General features: G+C 61.1%; 25 protein-coding genes. 9 read left to right on the forward strand and 16 right to left on the reverse strand.

The features are described 5' to 3' along the window. Positions 1-45: 45 nt before the first annotated feature. The 8 genes from GHK62_RS26050 to GHK62_RS26085 all read left to right on the forward strand — a co-directional run bounded on the left by GHK62_RS26050 (position 46) and on the right by GHK62_RS26085 (position 6,317). On the forward strand, positions 46-705 hold the full coding sequence (locus tag GHK62_RS26050) for an aspartate/glutamate racemase family protein (RefSeq protein ID WP_153441904.1): 660 nt from the start codon (positions 46-48) through the stop codon (positions 703-705). Between the two features lie 50 nt (positions 706-755). Further along, a complete protein-coding gene (locus tag GHK62_RS26055) occupies positions 756-1,697 on the forward strand; it encodes an amidohydrolase family protein (RefSeq protein ID WP_153441905.1) in 942 nt (313 codons plus the stop codon). A 32-nt stretch (positions 1,698-1,729) separates the two neighbouring features. Further along, a complete protein-coding gene (gene otnK / locus GHK62_RS26060) occupies positions 1,730-3,001 on the forward strand; it encodes a 3-oxo-tetronate kinase (RefSeq protein WP_153441906.1) in 1,272 nt (423 codons plus the stop codon). After that, positions 2,998-3,636, forward strand: coding sequence for a 3-oxo-tetronate 4-phosphate decarboxylase (otnC, locus tag GHK62_RS26065; RefSeq protein ID WP_153441907.1), 639 nt, complete (start codon positions 2,998-3,000; stop codon positions 3,634-3,636). The genes otnK and otnC overlap by 4 nt, the downstream gene beginning before the upstream one ends. A 13-nt stretch (positions 3,637-3,649) precedes the next feature. After that, positions 3,650-4,123: a ribonuclease E activity regulator RraA gene (rraA, locus tag GHK62_RS26070; RefSeq protein ID WP_153441908.1), complete on the forward strand. Its 474-nt coding sequence runs from the start codon at positions 3,650-3,652 to the stop codon at positions 4,121-4,123. Between the two features lie 64 nt (positions 4,124-4,187). Continuing rightward, positions 4,188-5,588 (forward strand): NAD-dependent succinate-semialdehyde dehydrogenase, encoded by a 1,401-nt coding sequence (locus tag GHK62_RS26075; protein WP_153441909.1) that lies wholly within the window; start codon positions 4,188-4,190, stop codon positions 5,586-5,588. 10 nt (positions 5,589-5,598) lie between these two features. Next, positions 5,599-6,015: a cupin domain-containing protein gene (locus GHK62_RS26080; RefSeq protein WP_153441910.1), complete on the forward strand. Its 417-nt coding sequence runs from the start codon at positions 5,599-5,601 to the stop codon at positions 6,013-6,015. Next, positions 6,012-6,317: an antibiotic biosynthesis monooxygenase family protein gene (locus tag GHK62_RS26085; RefSeq protein WP_153441911.1), complete on the forward strand. Its 306-nt coding sequence runs from the start codon at positions 6,012-6,014 to the stop codon at positions 6,315-6,317. Before GHK62_RS26080 ends, GHK62_RS26085 begins: the two co-directional genes overlap by 4 nt. 89 nt (positions 6,318-6,406) lie before the next feature. On the opposite strand, the gene GHK62_RS26090 is transcribed toward GHK62_RS26085, so the two are convergent. The 14 genes from GHK62_RS26090 to GHK62_RS26155 all read right to left on the reverse strand — a co-directional run bounded on the left by GHK62_RS26090 (position 6,407) and on the right by GHK62_RS26155 (position 19,979). Next, positions 6,407-7,453 carry a HoxN/HupN/NixA family nickel/cobalt transporter gene (locus GHK62_RS26090; RefSeq protein WP_153441912.1) on the reverse strand — a complete coding sequence of 349 codons (1,047 nt, stop codon included), beginning with the start codon at positions 7,451-7,453 and terminating at the stop codon, positions 6,407-6,409. Between the two features lie 50 nt (positions 7,454-7,503). Next, a complete protein-coding gene (gene larB / locus GHK62_RS26095; protein WP_153441913.1) occupies positions 7,504-8,184 on the reverse strand; it encodes a nickel pincer cofactor biosynthesis protein LarB in 681 nt (226 codons plus the stop codon). Next, positions 8,181-8,984: an ATP-dependent sacrificial sulfur transferase LarE gene (gene larE / locus GHK62_RS26100; RefSeq protein WP_234887059.1), complete on the reverse strand. Its 804-nt coding sequence runs from the start codon at positions 8,982-8,984 to the stop codon at positions 8,181-8,183. Before larE ends, larB begins: the two co-directional genes overlap by 4 nt. Then, positions 8,981-10,252, reverse strand: coding sequence for a nickel pincer cofactor biosynthesis protein LarC (larC, locus tag GHK62_RS26105; RefSeq protein ID WP_327791096.1), 1,272 nt, complete (start codon positions 10,250-10,252; stop codon positions 8,981-8,983). The genes larE and larC overlap by 4 nt, the downstream gene beginning before the upstream one ends. A gap of 27 nt (positions 10,253-10,279) precedes the next feature. Next, positions 10,280-10,807 (reverse strand): nickel pincer cofactor biosynthesis protein LarC2, encoded by a 528-nt coding sequence (larC2, locus tag GHK62_RS26110; RefSeq protein WP_153441915.1) that lies wholly within the window; start codon positions 10,805-10,807, stop codon positions 10,280-10,282. Further along, positions 10,807-12,594, reverse strand: coding sequence for a hypothetical protein (locus GHK62_RS26115; protein ID WP_153441916.1), 1,788 nt, complete (start codon positions 12,592-12,594; stop codon positions 10,807-10,809). Before GHK62_RS26115 ends, larC2 begins: the two co-directional genes overlap by 1 nt. 374 nt (positions 12,595-12,968) lie before the next feature. Further along, entirely contained in the window at positions 12,969-13,121 is a 153-nt protein-coding gene (locus tag GHK62_RS35295) for a DsbA family protein (RefSeq protein ID WP_153441917.1), read from the reverse strand. Positions 13,122-13,196: 75 nt separating this feature from the next. Then, a complete protein-coding gene (locus tag GHK62_RS26125) occupies positions 13,197-13,751 on the reverse strand; it encodes a thioredoxin domain-containing protein (RefSeq protein WP_153441918.1) in 555 nt (184 codons plus the stop codon). Beyond that, positions 13,654-14,430 carry an amino acid ABC transporter ATP-binding protein gene (locus tag GHK62_RS26130; protein WP_184108893.1) on the reverse strand — a complete coding sequence of 259 codons (777 nt, stop codon included), beginning with the start codon at positions 14,428-14,430 and terminating at the stop codon, positions 13,654-13,656. Before GHK62_RS26130 ends, GHK62_RS26125 begins: the two co-directional genes overlap by 98 nt. Positions 14,431-14,456: 26 nt before the next feature. Next, the gene (locus tag GHK62_RS26135; protein WP_153441920.1) at positions 14,457-15,746 is read right to left on the reverse strand and encodes an amino acid ABC transporter permease; all 1,290 of its coding nucleotides are present in this window, start codon (positions 15,744-15,746) and stop codon (positions 14,457-14,459) included. A gap of 2 nt (positions 15,747-15,748) precedes the next feature. Next, entirely contained in the window at positions 15,749-17,002 is a 1,254-nt protein-coding gene (locus GHK62_RS26140) for an amino acid ABC transporter permease (RefSeq protein WP_153441921.1), read from the reverse strand. Between the two features lie 126 nt (positions 17,003-17,128). After that, positions 17,129-18,145, reverse strand: a complete 1,017-nt coding sequence (locus GHK62_RS26145) for an amino acid ABC transporter substrate-binding protein (RefSeq protein ID WP_153441922.1) — start codon at positions 18,143-18,145, stop codon at positions 17,129-17,131. 109 nt (positions 18,146-18,254) lie between these two features. Further along, positions 18,255-18,728: a RidA family protein gene (locus tag GHK62_RS26150; protein WP_153441923.1), complete on the reverse strand. Its 474-nt coding sequence runs from the start codon at positions 18,726-18,728 to the stop codon at positions 18,255-18,257. Between the two features lie 12 nt (positions 18,729-18,740). After that, positions 18,741-19,979 carry a MalY/PatB family protein gene (locus GHK62_RS26155; protein ID WP_184108873.1) on the reverse strand — a complete coding sequence of 413 codons (1,239 nt, stop codon included), beginning with the start codon at positions 19,977-19,979 and terminating at the stop codon, positions 18,741-18,743. A 118-nt stretch (positions 19,980-20,097) separates the two neighbouring features. Between GHK62_RS26155 and GHK62_RS26160 the strand changes: the two genes are divergently transcribed. Further along, the gene (locus tag GHK62_RS26160; RefSeq protein WP_153441924.1) at positions 20,098-21,027 is read left to right on the forward strand and encodes a LysR family transcriptional regulator; all 930 of its coding nucleotides are present in this window, start codon (positions 20,098-20,100) and stop codon (positions 21,025-21,027) included. A 278-nt stretch (positions 21,028-21,305) separates the two neighbouring features. Here GHK62_RS26160 and GHK62_RS26165 read toward each other — a convergent pair whose 3' ends face one another. Both GHK62_RS26165 and GHK62_RS26170 read right to left on the reverse strand, forming a co-directional pair. Then, on the reverse strand, positions 21,306-21,620 hold the full coding sequence (locus tag GHK62_RS26165) for a hypothetical protein (protein ID WP_184108871.1): 315 nt from the start codon (positions 21,618-21,620) through the stop codon (positions 21,306-21,308). Between the two features lie 38 nt (positions 21,621-21,658). Continuing rightward, positions 21,659-22,339 (reverse strand): cupin domain-containing protein, encoded by a 681-nt coding sequence (locus GHK62_RS26170; protein ID WP_153441925.1) that lies wholly within the window; start codon positions 22,337-22,339, stop codon positions 21,659-21,661. Positions 22,340-22,346: the final 7 nt, after the last annotated feature.

Consider the following 22,346-nt stretch of genomic DNA (forward strand, 5'->3'; position numbering starts at 1 on the left):
TCCTTCCTCCCGGGCGGCCGCCACCTCCTAACCAGGATAGCCAAGATGACGTCACGAAAAAGGATCGCGCTTGTCCACGCGACACCGATCGCAATTGATCCGATCAGGAGCGCCTTCGAGGCCGGCTGGCCTGAGGCCGAGCGGGTGAACATCCTCGAAGATAGCCTTTCTCCGGACAGAGCAAGAGACGGCGCTATCACCGACCAAATGTCCGATCGTATCGTGGCGCTGGCCAGGTACGCCCGCATGATCGGCTCCGACGCGGTCCTCTTCACCTGTTCGTCCTTCGGCACGGCCATCGAGCGGGCGGCGAGCACACTGGATATTCCCGTTCTCAAGCCCAACGAAGCAATGTTCGAAGCCGCGATCCGCAAGGGTGGCCGTACGGCCATGCTCTACACCTTCCCGCCGGCGCGGGAGGGGATGGAAGCCGAGTTCCGTGAAGAGGCTTCGCGAGTGAGCCCCTCAGCCGAAATCGAAAGCTTTCTCGTCGACGGAGCCATTGACGCGGTCCGCGCTGGCGACGAGGCGACCCACAACCGTTTGGTAGCCGAGACGGCAGCCACGATTGAGGGCTTCGACGCGATCACGCTGGCGCATTTCTCGACAGCGCGGGCGCTTGAGGCCGTGCAGGCGGCCACACCTATCCCGGTTCTGACCAGCCCGGATGCGGCGGTTGCCAAGCTTCGCCGCCTGCTGACCTAGGCGGAAACCAGGCATCTTCAGACGAGCAGTTCAAACTGGAGGAGACTTGAATGAGCAGTGCAGATCTGACACGCAGGCAAATGTTGCAAGGGACGGCGGTGGCGGCTGCTGCGGTCCTTTCACCGGCCAATGCTTTTGCGCAGGAAATTCCCTTCTCGGCGGGGAGTGCCCATCCGAAGTTCAAGGCGCCGCCGAAGACCTGCGACGCGCATTTCCACATCTACAACAGCAAGTTTCCCGCGGCCGCCAATGCGAGCCTCGTTCCTCCGGACGCGAGAGTGAGCGATTACCGCCGTCTCAAGGAGCGGCTTGGCTTCGAGCGCAGCGTCATCGTTCAGCCCTCCACCTATGGAACGGATAATTCCTGCCTGCTCGAAGCATTGGCCGAGTTCGGCGACGCTGCGAGAGGCATTGCCGTGGTCGACACGTCCGTAACCGACGGTGAACTCAAGCGGCTCGACGCCGCCGGCGTCCGTGGCATTCGCTTCAATCTCGCGAGAGCCGGCGCCACGACCGTGGACATGATCGAGCCGCTTGCGACACGCGTTGCGGATCTCGGCTGGCATATCCAAGTTCATATCAAGGGCGACAGCATCGCAGAACATGCCGGGCTGTTCCAGAACCTTCCGGTCATCACGGTCTTCGACCATCTCGGCCGAATTCCGCAACCAGCCGGCAAAGAGCATCCGGCATTCAAGGTCGTGGCCGACCTGCTCGAAAAGGGCAAGGCTTACACCAAGCTCTCCAGCATCTATCAGGACACGCTGGTCGGGCCGCCAACCTACGAGGACATGGGTGCGCTTGCGAAACCTTATCTCGCTTTGGCACCAGAGCGCGTGCTTTGGGCCACCGATTGGCCGCATCCTTCGCCTGGCAAGTCCGGCAAACCGGACGATGCGCTGCTGATGGACCTTTGCGCCGAGTGGGCGGGGGATGATGCGACCCGAAGCAAGATTTTTGTCGAGAATGCCGCAGGCCTCTACGGCTTTTGAGCGGGGACCGACGAACGGAAAGAGGGTGAAGAATGCTTCTCGGGGTCATTGCCGACGATTTTACCGGGGCGAGCGACATCGCCAATACGATTGCCAAGGGATTGCCAGGGCAGGGCGGCCTTCGCACCGTGCAATATCTTGGCATTCCAAGTGGCGCCGCCGACCCGGCGGTCGAGGCTGGTATCATCGCGCTGAAGAGCCGGTCGATCGACGCGGGTCTGGCGGTCAGGCAATCGCTCGAGGCGCTGAGATGGCTGCTCGATCAAGGCTGCGAGCAGATCGTCTTCAAATATTGCTCGACCTTCGATTCCACGCCGACCGGGAATATCGGTCCGGTCGCAGAGGCGCTTGCCGAAGCGCTCGGGGTGAAGGGTGTCGTCGCCTGCCCGGCATTTCCAGGGGCCGGACGCACCGTCTATCAGGGGCATCTCTTCGTGAAGGACCGGCTTCTCAACGAGTCCGGTCTGCAAAACCACCCGCTCAACCCGATGACCGATGCCGATATCCGCCGCTGGCTGCAGTTGCAGACGGTTTCGGATGTCGGCCATGTCGACATCACCACCGTCCACGATGGAGCCGCGGCGATTGAGGCGGCCTTGCGCAGGAATGGCGAGGCAAACCGTGTCCTCGTCATTGTCGATGCGATCACGGATGACGACCTCGTCGCAATCGGCCGTGCCGCGGCCTTGCATCGCCTCGTCACCGGCGGCTCGGGCATCGCACTGGGCCTTGCCGCAAACTTCATCGAGCGAGGCCTCGCGCATGGCACCGTCGCCGGTACGCTTCCCGTTGATGGACCGGAGGCCATTCTGGCCGGAAGCTGCTCCGGCGCCACCCGCGAACAGGTGGAGATCCACCGCCGCAACCACCCGACGCTCGCAATCGACGTGACCGGTGTGATGGAGGGCAGGGTCGCGACGTCCGACTTAACCTCGTTCCTGCTCGCCAATCAGGGGAGGGCGCCGCTCGCCTATTCCTCCAGCACGCCTGACGAGGTTCAGGCGATCCAAGCGCGCTTCGGCCGAGAGAAGGTGGCGGCGACCCTCGACAGCCTCTTTGCCGAAACCGCCCGGGAACTGGTCAGTGCCGGCGTCAGGCGCCTTGTCGTCGCCGGCGGCGAAACATCCGGTGCCGTGGTCTCGGCGCTCAATCTTGGGGCGCTGGCGATCGGGCCTGAAATCGACCCGGGCGTCCCAGTGCTTCTGTCGGAGGGAAGCGATCCCCTCGCGCTGGCGCTCAAATCCGGGAACTTCGGTGCCCCGGATTTCTTCACGAAGGCTTTGGAGAGGCTTGCGGGACGATGAGTGCTGAAAGCAAGCTACGCGAGGAAATCGTTCGCTTGTCGAAGTCGCTGTTCGACCGGGGATTTTCGATGGGGTCGGCCGGCAATATCAGTGCCGCAGTCGACGACGGCATTCTCATGACGCCGACGAACTCCTGCCTTGGATTTCTGGATCCGGCGCGGCTTTCGAAACTCGACCGCAATGGCAATCACATCTCAGGCGACAAGCCTTCGAAGGAAGTGTTCCTGCACCGGGCCTTGTATGAGACGCGGCCGCAGACGGGTGCCGTGGTACATCTGCACTCCACCTTCGCCACGGCACTCTCCTGCTTGGCCGACATCGATCCCGATGACTGCATTCCGCCGCTGACGCCATACGTGGTCATGCGCGTCGGCGAGGTGAAGCTTCTGCCTTACGTCAAGCCGGGCGATGAGAAGATGGGCGACATGATCCGCGAGCTCGCCGGCCGCTACGCCGCCGTGCTGCTCGCCAATCACGGCCCGGTCGTCACCGGCAGGGACATCGCCTCGGCGGTCTACGCTGCCGAGGAGCTCGAAGAGACGGCGAAGCTCCTCATCCTGCTGAAGGACGCGCCGAAGCGAATGCTATCAGACGAAAACGTTCACGAACTCAAAGCCGTGTTCGGCGCATATTGAAGGAGACATTTGGATGAAGACCGCGGATCTGGTCGATGCCCATGGCGACGATGTTCAATTCTGCAACCTGCCATTTCTGAAGCTCGGGAAGAAGAAATCCTTTTCCGGTCCGATCGCGACAGTGAAATGCTTTGAGGACAACGCGCTCCTGAAATCCGAGGTGCAAAGGCCGGGCGAGGAAAGGGTGATGGTCGTCGACGGCGGTGCGTCGAGCCGCGTTGCGCTCCTCGGCGACCAGATCGCAATGATCCTTCGCGACAACGGCTGGGCCGGTATCATCATCAACGGTTCCGTCCGCGACAGTGCCGAGATCAACGACATGGATGTTGGCGTCTTTTGCCTTTCCGTGACCCCAAAGAAGTCCGTGAAGGACGGAGCCGGCAAGGCTGGCGTCCCTGTCCAGTTCGGCGGGGTGACCTTTGCCCCAGGCGCCTACGCCTATGTCGATGCCGACGGCGTCCTAACGAGCAGCCGCGATCTGGGTTGAAATGGCCATGCGCAGGGCTAGGTGCGAGGCCTCTCTCAAGCAAGACGAATGTAGGAGAATGGCGATGATCGTCACGACCAATCCAACGACCGGCAAGGAACTTGCCCGATACGAGCTCCATGACGATACCTATGTCGATCGAGCGCTTTCAGCTGCCGTGACGGCGCAAAGGGCGTGGCGCAAGCGGCCTGTCGAGGAGCGGGTTCGACTGCTTGGCGCGATGGCCAGAGTGCTGCGTGCCGGCAAGTCGCGCTATGCCGAGATGATCACCCGCGAGATGGGCAAGCCGATCGTCGAGTCCGAGGCGGAGATCGAAAAATGCGCCTATAATTGCGATTTCTATGCCGAGCACGCCGTGCAATACCTCGCCGATGAGCCAGTCGCCTCGAACGCATCGGAGAGCGCGGTCGTCTTCGATCCGCTGGGCGTCGGGCTCGCCATCATGCCGTGGAACTATCCGTTCTGGCAGTTCTTCCGTTTCGCAGCGCCGGCTTTTGCCGCCGGCAACGGCGCCGTCCTGAAGCACGCCAACAACGTGCCGGAATGTGCGCTCGCCATCGAGGAGATCATGCGCGAGGCAGGCTGCCCCGAGGGCCTCTTTGCCACCCTGTTGATCGAGCCGGCCAAGGTTGCCGGCATCATTGCGGACGATAGGATCGCAGCCGTCACCTTGACCGGGTCCACGGGAGTGGGCGCCATCGTCGCGTCGCAGGCCGGCAAGGCTCTGAAAAAGCAGGTGCTGGAACTCGGCGGCTCCGACCCCTTCATCGTGCTCGCCGATGCCGATCTCGAAGAGGCGACGAGCGTCGCGGTCAAGGCACGCTACATCAATGTCGGGCAATCATGCGTCAATGCCAAGCGGTTCATTGTGGAAGAAGCGATCGCCGACCGTTTCGTCGCGCTTTTCTGCGACAAAGTCGCGAAGCTGAAAGTTGGAGATCCCGCGGAGCGCGATACCAATATCGGGCCGATGGCGCGGGAAAACCTGATGACCGGCCTGCATGCGCAGGTCGAAAAAACGTTAGCCGCGGGTGCTGAACTCAAGCTCGGCGGTGCGCCGCTCGACCGGCCCGGATATTTCTATCCTCCGACCGTGCTCGACCATGTACGTCCGGAGATGGCTGCATTCTGTGAGGAGACTTTCGGGCCGCTCGCTGCCATCATCCGCGTCAAGGATGCCGAGGAAGCGGTTCGGCTGGCCAACCAGACCGAATACGGCCTCGGGTCCGCGATCTGGACCGGGGACGTCGAGCGTGCGCGCCGGCTTGCGCGCGACATCGACGCGGGCGCCGTCTTCATCAACGGCATGGTCGCCTCCGACCCCCGCTATCCCTTCGGCGGGATCAAGCGGTCGGGCTACGGCCGCGAACTCGGCGTCTACGGCATCCGCGAGTTCGTCAATATCAAGACCGTCTGGATTGGCCCGGTTAAAGCAGCCCAGCCTGTCGCCAAAGCGCCCGAGTGAGGACCATCACATGACCCAGCCCGCAATCCTCCGCCCCAAGGAGCTCAAGAGCAATGACCGCGGCAACGGCGCGCGCACGACGCCGCTCGTGACGCGGAAATGCGGCTCGACGAGCATGATCAACGGGATTACCGCCTTTGACCCGGGGGCTTCGATCGGCCTCCATAAGCACAATTGCGAAGAGAGCGTGATGATCCTCGACGGTCAGGCGATCGCCGAGATCGACGGCGTCCGCTACCCGCTCGGACCCAACGACACGACCTGGATCCCGGCAAACGTGCCGCATCGCTTCATCAACGCGTCTCAGACCGAGCCGATGCGCATCTTCTGGATCTATGCCTCGATCGATGCGACGCGGACCATGATCGCGACCGGAGAGGAGCGCCCCATCGATGCGGAACATCATCAGCAGGGAGCGCAATCATGATCGTTGAAGTCGCGGAAATTACGATCAAGTCCGGCTGCGAGGCGCAATTCGAAGCGGGCGTCTCCCACGCCGCGCGGCTGTTTTTGAGGGCGAAAGGCTGCCACGGCGTGGCGCTGCATCGCGTGGTGGAGACACCTGCGGTCTATCGCTTGCTCGTCGATTGGGAAACCGTCGAGGATCACATGGTCGGCTTCCGCAACTCCGAGGACTTTCAGGAGTGGCGGCGCCTCGTCAGCCCCTATTTCGATGGCGCGCCAAAGGTGACCCATTCCGAACCCGTGGCTTTGTCCAGCAACGATTAAGGAGAGATGGGCAAGAAAGGCCGTCGACTGTTGTCGCGTTCCTCTCGGATTGCAAGCAGCATGACGTCGGACGGTGTCTGCTGTCTCACTTATGAGGGGTTCAGCGCAATTAGGTCATATCCCTTCGCTCGATAGATCACTGTCGAGACGATCCAACTCGCGATGAATATGCACACGACCGCAAAGCCGAGATTTCCGAGACTATCGTTGAAAGTGGCGATGGCCTGCCACGCCTCACGCTGAAGGTTCAGCTTCTCCGAGACCAGCGCGAGGCCTTCGAGACCGCCCATGAAGATGGCAACGATCACAGAGGCGGCCGTTATCGTCAGATTGTACCAGAGCTTGCGAACCGGGTTGATCAGGGCCCAGCCATAGGCGCCACTCATCAACGCACTGTCCGCGGTATCCATCAGCGACATTCCCGCAGTGAACAATGCGGGGAAGATCAGGGTCGTCGAGAAGGCCGCTCCCTGAGATGCCTGCGCCGCCGAAATGCCGAGCAGGCCGATCTCGGTTGCCGTATCGAAGCCGAGGCCGAAGAGAAAGCCGACCGGATACATGTGCCAGGAGCGCGAAACGATCCTGAAGGTGCGGCGAAAGAAGCGCACCAACAGGCCTCGCCCTGCAAGCAGGGCATCGAGGGCCTCGTCGACAACCCGTTCCCCGCGCCGTGCGCGGGAGAATGCCGCCCAGATGTTCTTCAGGATGATCAGATTTGCAAGACCGAGCGCCAGCAGGAACAGCGCGCCTATGGAAGTTCCGATCACGCCTCCCACATTCCCGAATTCATCAAGCTCACCCTGCATGGCAGTGGCCGTGGCAGCGACGGCGAGGCACGTCAGCACAACCACCGAGGAATGGCCGAGCGAGAAGAACAGACCCGCGGAAAACGGCTGCTTTCCTTCCTGCATAAGCTTGCGGACGACATTGTCGATTGCAGCGATATGATCCGCATCGAAAGCGTGACGAATGCCGAGCATATAGGCGACGAATGCTATGCCGAGCAGGGCAGGCTTGTCGGCGAAAGCCGTCCAGGCCCAGGTCCAGGCCGCGATATTGGCGACGATCAGGAGACCAAAAACGATCGCGATCTTGGATTTTACATCATTGGTTCGGTCATCGAAAATGCGATGCATTTCGTGGTCTCCTGCACAAAACTGCTTGAAAGCACTGGACCCGGCCTTGCTCAGTCACGTGCAGTTCGAGCCCTGCGGATCATGTTGAGGGCTCTGAAGGCGGCGCAGGCGGCGCCATAGCCGTTGTCGATGTTGACCACCGCGAGACCCGGCGCGCAGGATGCAAGCGCCGCATGAAGGGCGGTTTCGCCGCCGTTCGATACGCCATAGCCCGTCGATGTCGGCAGGCAGATGATGACGCCCGGGACCAGTCCGCCGAGAACGCTCGGAAGCGCGCCGTCCATGCCCGCCACGGCGATGATCACCGGGAAGGTATTCAATTCCTCCACCCGCTCGAGCAGTCGCCAGAGACCCGCCACACCGATATCGATGAACTGCTTTGCCGGCGCGCCGAGATAGGCCAGCGTGCGAATGGCTTCCGCGGCCTGTGGCATGTCGGAGCTGCCGGCGGACACGACGGCAATTTGCGCAGAGCCAGTATCGAGGGGTGGCGCCCAGTTCAGGTAGGCGGTCCGTGAAACCGGATCATAGTCGAGCTTCTCCAGATAATTGGGCGCAATCCGGGCAAAAACCTCCGGCTCCAGTCGTGTCAGCAGGCTTCGTCCGTCGCGTTCGAGGACCCGTTCCATGATGACGGCGAGCTGGGCATCGGATTTGCGGGCGCAGAGGATGGCCTCATCGAAGCCGATGCGCTCAGGACGCTGGAAATCCAGCCGGATCTCGTCGCTCATGGCGTCTCTTCCCGCAGAAAGGCGCTTCCGCGCTTATAGGTTTCGAAATGGACGGGACGTTCTCCGAATGCAGACCGGATCTGATCTGTCAGTTGTATACGCTGGCTGTTGGAAAGACGGGCCAAGGCTTCGCTGTCCAGCTCCACCACCACGCCCGCCTGACGGACGCGGCAGCGCACGGTTTCTGGCGACAGTTCGGTCCTGAGATGAGTTTCAACACTGTCAATCGCGCGTAACAGGTGCGGTTCAATCCGCAACGCCGTTTCCACGCGGCTCGAAAGACAGGGTGCCGAGGGCAGTTCGGCAAGATCGGTAAGACCATAGGAGGCCGCCAGCGCGCGCACATCAGCCTTGGCCATCCCCGCCTCGACAAAAGGATGTCGGACACCGTTCGCCTCGGCGGCTTTTAGCCCCGGCCTCCAGTCACCGAGATCATCGGTATTCGTGCCGGAGAAGAGATTTGCCCTCGTCAGCGATGACAAGGTTTCATAGAGATTGGACTTGCAGAAGAAGCAGCGGTTCGCGGGATTTGCGAGATAGCGCTCATCGGCAAATTCTCCGGCATCGACGATGCGAAGCTTCCAGCCATGGCGCTCTGCATAGCTGTTCACGCGTTCGGTGGCGCTCACCGGGACCGCGGCCGATGCGGCGTGGAACATGGTAACGGCCTGTCCCATCCGCCGATGGGCGACATAGGCGAGCGTCATACTGTCGACACCCCCGGAGAGTGCCACGGCTGCAAGCCGGGTGCTGTCGAACACGGCGTTTAGGCGGTTTATGAACGCTTCACTTGCGATCACTGCTTCGCCTCCAATGCCTGCTCTTCAGCGTTTCGGCGCATTTCGATGCGGGCCTTGTGACTGTCATCAACGGATCGGGCATCGTCCATCTCAGCCTTTGCGGTCGCCCCGCCGGGGCGTTCGGCGATCTTGACCCGGACGCCATCTTCCGTTTTCACCGCCTGCCGAGGGAGGACGAGACGCGCCTCCGTTCGGCTGCGCAATCCGAGCGTGGTCGTCTGACGGAAGCATTGAGAGCTTACCGCATCGATGGCCTCCGGGCGCGTCAGCACTTGAATAGCCGCCATCATCCGACCCTTCTTTCCGAAGGTCGGTGTTTGCGTCACGTCAATCACGCCTTCAGTTGCGCGAAGCTGCTCGAGTGCGACAGCCAGTTCCTCAGCGCTCTGATCGTCAATCTCGAATTGGAGGATCCCCACCTGATCCTGCACGACAGCTTTATGGGTAAAGGCAAGCACGCGCACCATGTTGCTCATTCCAGGAAGCCGGCGTGCGCCGAAACCGATACCGGTGCGATCAAGCACCCGCGGCTTGTGCCCGATGCTGGTTGCTGGATTAAGGTATCGCAGGATTGCGGCCCCGGTCGGGGTGATACGCTCGCCGTGCCGGCCATCATCGTGAAAGGCAAAGCCTCGCAGGAGGAGCGTGGTGGCTGGTGCTGGCACGGGCAGCCGGCCGTGGTCGGTATCCACGAAGCCGCGCCCGATGGGAAGCGAACCGACCGACCAGCTCTGCGCATGGACCGCCTCGATCAGCGTTGCCGCCGCAACGATGTCGGCGATGGAGTCCCAATTGCCGACCTCATGAAACGCCACGTTCTCGGCTTTTTTTCCATGAACCGCAGCCTCGGCCTCGGCCAGTTCCTGAAAGATGCCGATGGCAAGGCGCTTTACGTTCTCAGGAAGCCGACTTGCCTCAAGCATGGCGCGGAGCTCGCGCCAATGGGTGTGGTGGTGATCGTGGTCGTCATTTCCGTCTTGATGCGAAAGGTCATGGCTATGGACATGAGGGTGATGGTCGTGATCGTGGCGATGGTGGTGATCTGGATGACGATCTCCGGAGTCGCCGGAAGGTTTTGAGCCTCCTTTTGTCACATCAAATCGGCGCCCGGTCAGCACGCCGTCGTCATGCGCCAGCACTTCGGCGCGGACGCAACTCTCAAGACCGGCAAGACGCAGATTTTCCTGCACCAACCCAGCGAAGTCAGGCCAGGCATCGAGCATGGCGGCCACGAACATGTCGCCCGCGATTCCGCCGACCGCATCCACATGGATATGCATGGCAGCCTCCCTTCATCATTGCTTTCGAGGCCAATCGGTAAAATCGACGCGGAGCGTTTCGCGAGGTTCTTCTGCCCCGAGAGCCGTTTCTATCGCGGCCTTCAGCACGGCCACGGAAACCGGAAATTCCCGCTGCATCTCTTCCGAAATGGCGGCGAGATCGTCGTGCTCCGCCTTCGCCCGCATGAACACGCCTTCGTTCAGGATACGTTTGACCCCGAGAGGAAAGCTGCACATGCCTCCCGACCATTTCAGTTGCAGGGTGGTTCGGTAGCGGCGAATGTCAAAGTGCTTGTGTTGGGACTGAAGGACCCGGTACCCCCAGATGCCGAGATCGCTGACGAGGAGAGCGGCAAAATCGGGTTCGTCTTCTGCCTTGATGTCCACGAGGAGCACATAAGCCGGGCGGCCCTTCTTGCCTAGGCTGGGAAGCAACTGCACGTTCTTGGCACCCAGATCGGTCATCTTCTCGATGACGTGCCCCAGCAGTTCGCCGGGCGCATCATCGATCTGGGCCATGATGAGGATGACGCCGCCTGACATCAGAGCGTCATGGATTCGACGGCGACAAGGGCGGCGGCCTCAGCTTTGGCCTTTGTTCCGGGAATGCCGGCCGAGATCAGGCCGGCTGCCTGCGCCTCGCTCGCGGCGTCCGAGGCGTTCATCCTGCCCATCGCGGCCGCAACAACAGCGGGCACGGTAACATTCATGATGACATTGCCAGCGAGCAGCAATTCGCTGGCAATCGGCGCCAGCGCTGTCAGGAAGGGTGCCCGCTCCCTGCCCATGCCCTGTGCCACCTCGGGTATGACCGCGTTGATGATGCCTTCCATGTGGATCGTTTCGTCGCCGACGGTCACCTCGGCGTCTAGCGCCGGGTCGAAAGCAAGCCACCGCGCCGCCATCTTGCTCGACCGGCGGGCTCCTTTGCTGATCCTGGTGAAATGCACCTTGATCGTTTTGCCCTTGGATTTGGTCAGGAATTCAGAGCCACGCTTTTCGACGAGCAACTGCCGCTCCTCGTCCATGGCGCGTACGATCTCGCCAACAGTCTTTCCGGCTTCGAGATCGTCATAGCTGCGGGCGGCGCGGGCATAGAGCGCCTTGGTGACCATCGGCGTCGATGACATGATCATCGCCTCGGTGACGGGTCCATTGCAGATCTGTGTTGCCTTGCGGGCGACGATATTCATCGCCACCATGGCCGTCTCCGGATCGAAGCTGAAGCCGAGCCGCCGCTCGCGAAGGGAGCGCGCAACGCTCTGTTCGGTCGATCCGTCTTGCAGCAGGCACATCAGGGCGATGACGGCGTCGCCGCAGACATGACCGAGCGGCGGGTTGACTGGCCCGGCGCCAGCACCGCAAATTCCTTCCTCGAAAACGGAAATGATCTCGTCGAGCGCCATGATGCCGATGACCGTCGGCCCGCCAATATCCTTGAGGATCAGGCCCAGGTCGCCAATCAGCTTGGCGGTCTCGATTTCCTTGCCGGTAATGCGGACATGGAGCTTCTCCGGCAGACCTGCCGTTCGCACGGCTGCGCGGCCGGCGACGAAAGCGCTCGTCACCTTGCCATAGGGTCCATATTCCTCCGCCACATCGGCATCCGGGTGAATTATTTCGAGGATCGCGGCAGCGCCAAACAGGGCGGAGAGGAACTTCTGGCTTGGCATGCCGGCACCGGACATGGCATCCATCATCGCCTTGGTGCCGATCGCCGCCCCCCGTTCCGCCATGCCCGGGAAAATGTAGTCTTCCCCAAGAGCGCCATGGCCGACCATGACGCCGCCGCCGACACCTTCCGGTATGTCACGGCCCTGGATCGGCGAGAGTTCGCCCTTTATCATCGCTTCGTAGACGGCTGCAATGGCCGCAAAGCCCGAGATCTTGTTGTTCATCTTGGCGGTTGGCACGGCGGCGAGACCGGAGCGGCTGACGCCGGCAATCATGCGCGCCGACGACCCAAGCTTGCGATTACCCGCCGGAATGCCAACCTGCGCATTTGCGCCGCAGAGATAAAGAAGGGTTGCCGCAATCAGCGCGGCGTTAGCGCCGTCGGCGCCGCCCGCCTTTGCAATCGCGATCGTTTTGGTCAAGAGATCATCGATGGGTTGGTGGACGGCGTCAGCGAATTTCACCTCCGGGCTCACGCCGCGCCGCAGTTCGATCGCGATGATATTGCAGACAGCGACGACCGGAATATTGAGCATGCCGTGCCCGCCGGTGAGCGCCTCCACGCGGTCGCTCGTCAGCCAGCCGGGATTTGCGTTCGCGGCCACTACCGACGCGAGGATTACCTTTTCCCTTTGCGAGGGCGATCGAGCTGCCATGGGTATCCTTCCTACTATTGAACGTCTATCGACCGTCCTTTGCCAACATCCAGAAATGCTGCCCTGGCGCGGGCAGTCTGAATGATGCTCTTGATTATGGGGCCTGCAATTTGCGCTAAGCGGCGTTCATGCGTGGGTCAAACCCCTTCGCGCGAAGGATGCCACGATTCTATTCATCACTGTAGGCAGGTTTATTTCATCGACTCATGACCTGCCTTCATAATGGTGGATCGAACAGGTCACTTTGGGTCGTTGAGATCATTGACCAGCGGATGCTGATGGAGCGGTGTCAGTCCGGATGTCGTGCTTCGATGCTGTAGTCGATGACCGCGCCGTCCAACTGCGATCGCGCTCAATGCAGGCGCCACCCTGGTCTATTCGTCGCGGGTCCTGGCGATTGCAGCAGCGATTGTGCGCCGTATCTCCTCCAGGTTCGGAGCGCCGGTGAACCGCTTGCCGTTGATAAGGATGGTGGGCGTCGCTTCAACATGGAAGTCTTCGATCGCCTGCTCGTTCAATCGGTTCAAATTATCAAGTGCCGTGGCAGGTCGAACGTCTCCCGGTCGCTAACGAGGTGCGCGCGATGTCGCGCAGCGTCTGCTTCACATTAGTCGAGTTCGCGATCTCGTCGTGATGTTCAAAATAGATGTCGGTGACTTGACGTGCCTTCGGTACACTCTACCGTTCCGCAAGCATGCCAAATCGATGTTGTTGCGCGCCAGCGGCCCGAAGAGGATTTTCACCTTTCCGGTGCTGACGAACTCCACGTCGATCTTCGGAGCAACATGGCGTCGATAGTTCAGGCAATGGGGGCAGGTGGGCGACGAATATTCTATCACCGTGACCGGCGCAGATTCCGCCCCGGTCGCACGATCGCCCGCAGGTCGCAGGAGGTCAGCCTCAAGAGATAAACTTGGAAGCAAGACATGCGCCCCATCGAGCGAGACTGCAGCGATCTGCTGGAAAGTCGGAGACCTGGAGGAGATCAACAGAAATCTCTGAAAGAGCTGGCGAGAAGGACACAGCTTTGCGACCCACCGACGCGCCGCGACGCTGTGATCAATGGCCGAGGACCTGTCCGAGGAATGTGCGGGTGCGTTCCGACTGCGGAGCACTGAAGAAGGCCTTCGGTCCGTTTTGCTCAACGACCTGACCATGATCCATGAAGATCACGCGGTCCGCTACGGCCTGGGCAAACCCCATCTCATGCGTCACACAGAGCATGGTCATGCCGTCCTCGGCCAGTGCGATCATCGTGTCGAGCACCTCCTTGATCATCTCCGGATCGAGCGCCGAGGTCGGCTCGTCGAAAAGCATGATCTTCGGTTTCATGCACAGCGAGCGCGCGATCGCAACGCGCTGCTGCTGCCCGCCCGAGAGCTGACCCGGATATTTATGCGCCTGATCTGGTATCTTGACCTTCTCGAGGAAATGCATGGCCAGTTCCCTGGCCTGCTTCTCCGGCACCTTGCGAACCCAGACAGGGGCGAGCATGCAGTTCTCGAGAATGGTGAGGTGCGGGAAGAGGTTGAAGTGCTGGAACACCATGCCGACTTCCCGGCGCACTTCCTCGATCTTCCTGAGGTCGTTGGTGAGTTCGATGCCGTCAACGACGATCTTGCCGGACTGGTGTTCTTCAAGCCTGTTGATACAACGGATCATCGTCGACTTGCCCGAACCGGAGGGACCGCAGATAACGATCCGTTCGCCGCGCCGCACCTTGAGATTGATATCGCGCAGCACGTGGAATTCGCCATACCACTTGTTCATCGCCGTCATCTCGACGGCGAGGTCTTGAAGCAGGAGAAGGTCGTTCTGCGAGGATGCCCGGCTCATCAGTGTCTTGGTCATGCGAATTCCTCCTAGCGATGGTCTGTCTTCAGCCGGCGCTCGAGATAGATCGAGTAGCGCGACATGCCGAAACAGAAGACAAAGAACACGCCGCCGATAAAGATGAAGAGTTCCCAATAAATCCCCTGCCAGTTGGTGTTGGCGCGGATGGCCGCGGCAAGGGCGATCGGATCGAGTAGTCCGATGAACATGACCAGCGTCGTGTCCTTGAAGAGCCCAATAAAGGAATTCACGATGCCGGGGATCGAGATCTTCAGCGCCTGCGGCAGGATCACCAGCCGGTGCGCCTTCCAGTAGTCGAGCCCCAGGGCTTCCGCTGCCTCATACTGGCCGCGTGGCAGGGCTGCCAGACCACCGCGGATGACCTCGGCCATGTAGGCGCTGGCAAAGAGCGTCACCATGATGACCACCCGCAGGATGAGGTCGAAGTTCGTGCCGGGCGGCAGGAAATAGTTGAGCAGCAGTGAGGCGGTGAACAGCAGTGTGATCAAGGGTACGCCGCGAATAAACTCAATGAAGGTGACGCTCAGGAGATGAATGAGCGGCAGGCTGGAACGACGGCCGAGTGCGAGCAAAATCCCCAGCGGCAACGACAAGGCAATGCCCGTCACGCCGATGATGATCGAGAGAAGAAACCCTCCGACCTCGCGCGATGCCACGGGATCGAGTGCGATCGGCAGGATATCGTTTGCGAGGACCGAAGATGGCTGGACGGCATAGATCCACCAAAGAGCCACGCCGAGAATGGCAGTCGCGAAAGCAAGACCTCGGCTGGCGCGCCCCATGAGCCGGAACATCGCGGCGGCGACGACGAGGCCGCAGTAGGCCGCGACGGGAAACCACAGGCTTCCGCCCCAGATCAGCCAATAGGCAAGGCCGGGATAGACGGCGCTGAACCAGAGGGCGCGTGGCGGCACCGAGCGGAACAGGACCGGCGCCAGCGCTGCAAACAATAGCACGAAGGCCAAAGCCGGGCGCCAATACAGATGCGACGGGTAAAAGCCGAAGAGAAGCTGCGGCCAGCGGTCCCGGATGACGCCCCAGCAGGCGCCGGGCGCGCCGTCGAGGACTTGGCGACATTCGGCAAGGGAATTGGCCCGCCAGACGGAGTTGCCCAGCCACGGCGCAATGACCATTGCCAGCCACGCAAGTGAAACCACGGACGCAACGGTCAGGAATGCGCTGAGCCAACCGTTGAAGAGGTTCTTTCTGGCCCATTCAAATGAACCGTTTTGACTTGCGGGTCGCGCCGATGGAGACACCATGTTCTGGCGTACCCAGGAGGCGTTATGCATGTTCATTCCTAGCGCTCCTTCAGCCTGACGCGGCCGTTGTAGACGTTCATTGCGCCTGAGATCGTGAGGCTGATCGCGACATAGATCAGCATCATCAGCAGCATGCCTTCGAGCTCTCGGCCGGTCTGGTTGATGGTGATGCCGCCGAGCGTCGAGCGCAGGTCCATGTAGCCGACGGCGAGCCCCAGCGAGGTGTTCTTGGTGATGTTGAGATATTGCGAGATCAGCGGCGGAACGATGATCCTGAGTGCCTGCGGCAGGATCACCAGACGCATGGTGCGGCCGGAGGAGAGCCCCAGAGCGTACGCGGCTTCGGACTGGCCGCGGGAAATCGCCAGAATGCCGGAGCGAACATTTTCGGCAATGAAGGCGCCGGTATAGACGCTGAGGCCGATCCAGAGCGCAATGAAGGAATTGCGCAACTGCAGACCACCTGTGAAATTCAGGCCTTTCAGGGCGGGATAGTCGAGGTGGAAGCCGATCGCATAAAGCAGCGCCACGACCGGTACGATCAAGACACACAAGCTCTTCCACCAAGTTGCGGGGCGCTCGCCGGTATCGCTCTGGACGTGTTGCGCGTGCTTCACCAATTTCCGATGAGCAAGGAGCGAAAGTATCAGCACAAGCAGGATTGCTGCGTAGTTGAGATCGAAGGATCCAAGGGCACCAGGGGCGTGACCGAGGCTTCGCGAGAAATCGGGCACGGGCAGATAGATGCCGCGGTTGGTGACCGCAATGCTGTCCCAGAGCAGCATAGAGGCAGTCGGGTTTTCGCCGCGAAACGCGTTCGGCGCCGGCATGGCCTCCGACATGACTGCCGCGACGACGATGATCCAGAGGAGCGCCGGGATGTTGCGGAAGGTCTCGACGTAAGCCGTCATCAGCCGGGCAACGATCCAGTTTTCCGAAAGCCTGAGAACACCGGCGAGCACGCCGAGAAATGTGGCCGTCATGCAAGCCATCACCGCAACGATCAGCGTGTTGATAAGACCCACCAGGGCTGCGCGGGCATGGGTGCTTGTACTCGAATAGTCGATGGCATGCGGTGCGATATCGTAGCCAGCCTTGCTCCACAGGAAGCCGAACGAGAAGTCTTTTCCGAGAGCCGCGAGATTGCGGATCGTGTTGTCGACCAGCCAGGCGGCGGAAAGGATGAGGATGCAGAATGCTATGACCTGGACTGTCCGGGCTCTGTAGCGGGCATCGTTAAAGAGCATGTTGAGGTGAAACGGTTCGCGCGGAGCGCCGCTGTTCGTGGCCATGCGTAATCTCCCTGAAGGTTCGCTCGGCGACCTCCGGCACGAAATCGAGTGCGGTAAGGGGCAAACGGGGCGAAAAGGAAAGGGCGCGCGAAAGGGCGCGGGATCGGCCCGCGCCCGACGGTCACCTCAGCGAAGCGGCAGGCCGTACATCAGGCCGCCGTCAGACCAGACCGCATTGAGGCCGCGGGGAAGTGCGATCGGCGTCTTGTCGCCGAGGTTTCTCGCAAACATCTCCCCGTAATTTCCCTCGGCTGCGATTGCGCGCTTTGCCCACTCGGCATCAAGGCCCAGCATCTCGCCAAGCTTGTCTTCCTTACCGAGCAGGCGATTGATGTCCGGATTGTCGGAGCCGGCGGAAAGCTTGTCGACGTTCTCAGCGGTGATGCCGAGTTCTTCGGCGGAAATCAGCGCGTTCAAAGTCCAGCGAGCGACGTCAGCCCACTGATCGTCGCCCTGGCGCACCAGCGGCCCTAGCGGTTCCTTCGAAATCACCTCTGGAAGGATGATGTGATCCTCAGGGTTCTTGAAGCTCGAACGCGTGGAGGCAAGGTCGGAGCCGTCGGAGGTATAGACGTCACAGCCGCCAGCGAGATATTTCTGCTGCACGTCGGCATTGTTTTCGACCGGAACCGGTTCGTACTTCATGTTGTTCTTGCGGAAATACTCCGAGAGATTGAGCTCGGTGGTCGTGCCGGTCTGAATGCAGACCGTGGCGCCATCGAGATCCTTGGCGCTTTTGATGCCAAGCGACTTCGGGACCATGAACGCCTGACCGTCATAGTAATTTACGCCGGCGAAGGTGAATTTGAGGTCGACGTCCCGGGAGAAGGTCCATGTGGTGGTGCGCGAGAGAATGTCGATTTCACCGGAGGCAAGCGCCGTGAAACGCGTTTGTCCCGTCGTTGGGATGAAGTTGACGGCGTTCGGATCCTTCAACACCGCTGCCGCAATCGCCCGGCAGTAGTCGACATCCATGCCGTGCCAGGTGCCGGAAGCGTCGGGCGCCGAAAAACCGGCCTGACCGCCGGTCACGCCGCAGTTGAGTTTGCCGCGCGCCTGTATGTCGGCCATCGTTCCGGCCGAAGCGGTGCCTGCCGTCAGCGTTGCCGCCGCAATCGCCGCAGATACAATTAAAGTTTTCATGTCATTCCCCCGGTTTGTGATCCGCCGCGGTGGCTTTTGCTGCTTTTTCCGCCAACTGGATCGGTTGAGTTCCCAAATAAAAATCATCGGCGGCCGAGGCCGCCGATGCCTACGCTTCGTTCGCGATTTCGATGATTGCTTCGATTTCGACCGGGGCGTTCATCGGAAGTGCTGCGACGCCAACGGCAGAGCGGGCATGCTTGCCATTGTCGCCGAGAACGGCGACCAGCAGGTCTGAGGCGCCGTTGGCAACGAGATGCTGTTCCGTGAAATCCTGAGCGGATGCCACGAAAACCGTGATCTTGACGATCCTTGCAATCCTCTCGAGGCTGCCAAGATTAGCTTCCGCCTGCGCCAGGATGTTCAAGGCGCATTGCCTGGCCGCAAGCGCGCCTGCTACGACATCGAGATCCCGCCCAAGCAGGCCCGCCGCGATCAGTTTGCCATCGGCGAGCGGCAACTGGCCGGAGGTCAAGACGAGGTTTCCACTGGCCATGATCGGAAGATAATTGGCCGCGGACCTGGCCGCTGCAGGCAGCTCGACGTGAAGCTCGGCCAGACGTTGCCGGATTGTCTGTGACATTGATCGCTCCATTCAGATTTCCGCAACGGCAGAGGCGATACGACGGATTGCTTCGTCGACGGTCGCGCGCGGGCAACCGAGATTGACGCGCATGAAGCCATGGCCTTCGATCCCGAATTTCTGTCCCTTGTCGAGCCAGACGCGGGCCTTGGTCAGCATGAACTTGTTGAGCCCTTCCGCGTCCATGCCGAGGCCGCGGCAATCCATCCAGGCGAGATAGAGAGAGTCGGTCGGCAACACCTTGAGACGCGGATCGGCACGGTTGATCGTCTCAGCGAAATGCGCGTGATTGGCCCTGAGATAGTCGAGCATCTCTTCAAGCCACGGCTCACCATGGGCATAGGCAGCCTCGGCGGCAACCATCCCCAGCACGTTCACCAGTTCGAAAACATTGCGCTCGTAGTGGCGGTGCAGTTCTTCCCGAAGCCGCTTGTTCGGGACGAAGACATTGGCGCTCTGCAGGCCAGGCAGATTGAAGGTCTTGCTGGGCGCGGTGCAGGTAATGCTGTTTTGGGCGAACGCTTCGCCGAGAGAGGCGAAGGGGACGTGCTTCTTTTGCGGTTTGAGGATTAAATCCTCATGGATCTCGTCGGAGATGACGAGGACGCCGTTTCGGGCGCAGATTTCCCCCATGGTCTTGAGTTCGTCCTCCGACCAGACATTGCCGGTCGGATTGTGCGGGTGGCTCAGGATAAAGATCTTCGTGTTGGCGCGAATGGCCGCTTCAAAAGTCTTCGCGTTGAACCGGTAACCGTCGCCTGTGAATTCCAGAGGCGCATAGGCGAGGTGTCGGCCGTTCAGCAGGACGTCGTTGTGGAAATGCGCATAGACCGGCGGCTGGATCAGCACCGTGTCGCCCGGCGCCGATAACGCCTGCACCGCAGTCTTCAGCGTCGTGATGATGCCGGAGGTCTGCAGGATCCACTCCTTGGCAACGTCCCAGCCGAAACGCCGCTGCTGCCAGCCGACGACAGCATCGAGGTAGGATGATGTTGCGCCTCCCGGATAACCGAAGACACCATGGTCAACGGCCTCATGAAGCGCATCGATAACGGGCTGCGGCGCCTTGAAGTCCGTGTCGGCAACCCACATCGGCAAGGGATCGGCGGCTGCTTCGTCGCGCGAAAGCAGCTTTTCGGCATAGGCCCACTTCATCGAGTTGCTGTTCTTGCGGTCGATGACCTCGTCGAAGATCGACGATGCCGGGGCGTCGTCCGCTTGCCGATGGTGGGCGATTGCGAGCTTCGTCACTGCGATATCCTTTCGTCCGTCTGGGCTGGCTCCAGCCTGCCTGTTGACGAAATGGATAGCTCCTGTGCATTATGAGCGGAAATGGTTTGTTTTCATCCAGCCATGATCAAGCATCATAATGATCGATAGACAACACTTGGCAATCTTGAGGGAAGTCAGCCGTCGCGGCAGTGTCACTGCGGCCGCCGAGAAACTGAACGTCACGCAATCGGCGCTCAGCCACACGGTCGCCAAGTTCGAAGAGCGGCACGGAATCAAGATCTGGATGAAAACTGGCCGGGGTTTGCGGCTGACCCAGACCGGTGAGTACCTGCTTAGCGTCGCCGAGCGAGTCCTGCCGCAGATGGAGCATGCGGAGCGGGTCTTGACCGACTTCGCGCTCGGACGGCGCGGCGCACTCCGCGTAGGCATGGAGTGCCATCCCTGCCAACGCTGGCTGACGCGCGTTGCCACGCCCTATCTGATCCGATGGCCCGACGTCGACTTCGATGTCCGGACCGCTTTCCGTTTCGACGGCGTCGAAGCGCTCCTGGGCTATGAAATCGACCTGCTCATCACTCCGGATCCAGTCGAAGCGCCGGACCTTATCTTCACGCCTGTCTTCGACTACGAGCTTGTCCTGATGGTACATGAGACGCATCCGCTCGCCAGCCGATCGAGCGTGCAGCCTCACGATCTCATCGACGAGGAACTGATCACCGTGCCGGTGACCCTGGAACGCCTGGACATCTACACGAAGTTCCTCGTTCCGGCACATTGCCGGCCACGTCAGCATCGCACCGCCGAAACCATCGACCTCATGCTGCAACTCGTTTGCGCGGGCAGGGGTGTGACGGTGCTTCCGGACTGGCTCCTCAATGAGGATGCTGCCGGCATGCCGATCCGGGCACTGCGGCTCGGCGAGGCCGGGATTGGGAAAAGTATCAATCTGGGCGTGCGCCGCGGCGAGGAAAAGACTTCCTATATCGATGGCTTCCTGAAGCTTGCAGGCGAGATGGGGCGCTCACCCGCTCCTGATGACATTACTAATGGCCAAGAGCTGCCTTGATGCCCCAGGCAAAGTCAGGTCTCACGGAACTGATGGTCCTTTCCCGCCATGACCTCGGAGGAAATCCGAAGATCGCCATAACCGCGTGAGCGAAGCCGCTCCTCGAACTCATGCATGCCCCCAAGCATGTCACGAGTGTTCCCCTTTCGGGCCGGGTCGCAGCGCGGCGTTTCCAGGCCACCGGCAAGAGGAGCACGGTCGCGTCGAGTTGCCGCTGACGTTCAGCGAAGCTGGCCTCAAGGGCAAAAATCGCCTCGTCGCCGAACCAGAAGGACGGGCTAGAAGACGAGAAAGCTCGTCTGGACTATTCCTATCGTCGCGAGGAGCCCGGCGACAACGCCAAGCGTGGCGCCCGCGACATAGCCGGTTCTACGGCCGAAGCGGCGCATCACCGCCAGGCTGACCGGCAAGGTGGCGCCTGCAGGCTCGGACGCCAGGTGCTGGCCGACGAGGCCGACGAGCGAGACGATGATCGGCGAGTTTGCTTCGCCGAGAGGCTGGGCCGCTGTCAACACCCGGACATTCCTCGAGGCGATTTCATGCTGTTCCGGGACAACTGCCCTGTTGCGAAGCCTCGGATCGACAATCCCCATTCGAGCGTCCTTTCAGGTTCCTGGAAATAGCAGTGTGATCAGGCCGGCATCTGCAACACGTCGGGGTGCTGGAGCAGGGCATCCTTGACCCAGATCTCGGCACCCGCCGGCCCTGTTAGTGCCTCGAACCGCTCCCCTTGAGGCAACCGGCCCCAACTCTGCGGTCCCAGCTGCTCACTTTCAACCGTGAGGCTGCCGGTGAGCACGAGGAACTCGAGACCTCGGGGATTTTCAACTATTACCGTCGAACCCGGCCGCCAGCGCTCGATCGATACGCGTTCCTCGCCGTCGTCGAACAGGACACGCGCGGCGTCGGCTCCCTCGCGCAACGGCGCTGCCTCGCCCTCGCCGGGCTGGCGAACGATCTGCATGTCGTCGCCCTTGCGATACTGCCAGAGGCGCACGAAGATGGTGCAGCCGTCTTTCGCCGCCGGCACATGCGAGGTGCCGGGCGGGTTGCGGAAGTAGCATCCTGCCGGATAGTCGCCATGCTCGTCCTGAAACGTGCCCTCGAGGACGAGAATTTCCTCGCCGCCCGAATGGACATGGCGGGGAAAGGCGCTTCCCGGCGCGTAGCGTACGATCGAGGTCGCACGCGCGACTTCGCCGCCGATGCGGTAAAGCATGCGGCGATCGACGCCTGCGGAGGGACTGGGGACCCAGTCGAGCTTGGCCGAATGGACGATCACGGGTTTTGTCAGGTCTTCATTGATGAGCATTGGTCTG

It is taken from the genome of Sinorhizobium terangae, from assembly GCF_009601505.1.
GTDB lineage: Bacteria > Pseudomonadota > Alphaproteobacteria > Rhizobiales > Rhizobiaceae > Sinorhizobium > Sinorhizobium terangae.

Excerpts from the sequence above, each read along its gene's own strand:
- GHK62_RS26050 (WP_153441904.1), top strand. The coding sequence starts at position 46 with ATGACGTCACGAAAAAGGATCGCGCTTGTCCACGCGACACCGATCGCA.
- GHK62_RS26055 (WP_153441905.1), top strand. The coding sequence starts at position 756 with ATGAGCAGTGCAGATCTGACACGCAGGCAAATGTTGCAAGGGACGGCG.
- otnK (WP_153441906.1), top strand. The coding sequence starts at position 1,730 with ATGCTTCTCGGGGTCATTGCCGACGATTTTACCGGGGCGAGCGACATC.
- otnC (WP_153441907.1), top strand. The coding sequence starts at position 2,998 with ATGAGTGCTGAAAGCAAGCTACGCGAGGAAATCGTTCGCTTGTCGAAG.
- rraA (WP_153441908.1), top strand. The coding sequence starts at position 3,650 with ATGAAGACCGCGGATCTGGTCGATGCCCATGGCGACGATGTTCAATTC.
- GHK62_RS26075 (WP_153441909.1), top strand. The coding sequence starts at position 4,188 with ATGATCGTCACGACCAATCCAACGACCGGCAAGGAACTTGCCCGATAC.
- GHK62_RS26080 (WP_153441910.1), top strand. The coding sequence starts at position 5,599 with ATGACCCAGCCCGCAATCCTCCGCCCCAAGGAGCTCAAGAGCAATGAC.
- GHK62_RS26085 (WP_153441911.1), top strand. The coding sequence starts at position 6,012 with ATGATCGTTGAAGTCGCGGAAATTACGATCAAGTCCGGCTGCGAGGCG.
- GHK62_RS26090 (WP_153441912.1), bottom strand. The coding sequence starts at position 7,453 with ATGCATCGCATTTTCGATGACCGAACCAATGATGTAAAATCCAAGATC.
- larB (WP_153441913.1), bottom strand. The coding sequence starts at position 8,184 with ATGAGCGACGAGATCCGGCTGGATTTCCAGCGTCCTGAGCGCATCGGC.
- larC2 (WP_153441915.1), bottom strand. The coding sequence starts at position 10,807 with ATGTCAGGCGGCGTCATCCTCATCATGGCCCAGATCGATGATGCGCCC.
- GHK62_RS26115 (WP_153441916.1), bottom strand. The coding sequence starts at position 12,594 with ATGGCAGCTCGATCGCCCTCGCAAAGGGAAAAGGTAATCCTCGCGTCG.
- GHK62_RS26125 (WP_153441918.1), bottom strand. The coding sequence starts at position 13,751 with ATGGTCAGGTCGTTGAGCAAAACGGACCGAAGGCCTTCTTCAGTGCTC.
- GHK62_RS26130 (WP_184108893.1), bottom strand. The coding sequence starts at position 14,430 with ATGAGCCGGGCATCCTCGCAGAACGACCTTCTCCTGCTTCAAGACCTC.
- GHK62_RS26135 (WP_153441920.1), bottom strand. The coding sequence starts at position 15,746 with ATGAACATGCATAACGCCTCCTGGGTACGCCAGAACATGGTGTCTCCA.
- GHK62_RS26140 (WP_153441921.1), bottom strand. The coding sequence starts at position 17,002 with ATGGCCACGAACAGCGGCGCTCCGCGCGAACCGTTTCACCTCAACATG.
- GHK62_RS26145 (WP_153441922.1), bottom strand. The coding sequence starts at position 18,145 with ATGAAAACTTTAATTGTATCTGCGGCGATTGCGGCGGCAACGCTGACG.
- GHK62_RS26150 (WP_153441923.1), bottom strand. The coding sequence starts at position 18,728 with ATGTCACAGACAATCCGGCAACGTCTGGCCGAGCTTCACGTCGAGCTG.
- GHK62_RS26160 (WP_153441924.1), top strand. The coding sequence starts at position 20,098 with ATGATCGATAGACAACACTTGGCAATCTTGAGGGAAGTCAGCCGTCGC.
- GHK62_RS26165 (WP_184108871.1), bottom strand. The coding sequence starts at position 21,620 with ATGGGGATTGTCGATCCGAGGCTTCGCAACAGGGCAGTTGTCCCGGAA.
- GHK62_RS26170 (WP_153441925.1), bottom strand. The coding sequence starts at position 22,339 with ATGCTCATCAATGAAGACCTGACAAAACCCGTGATCGTCCATTCGGCC.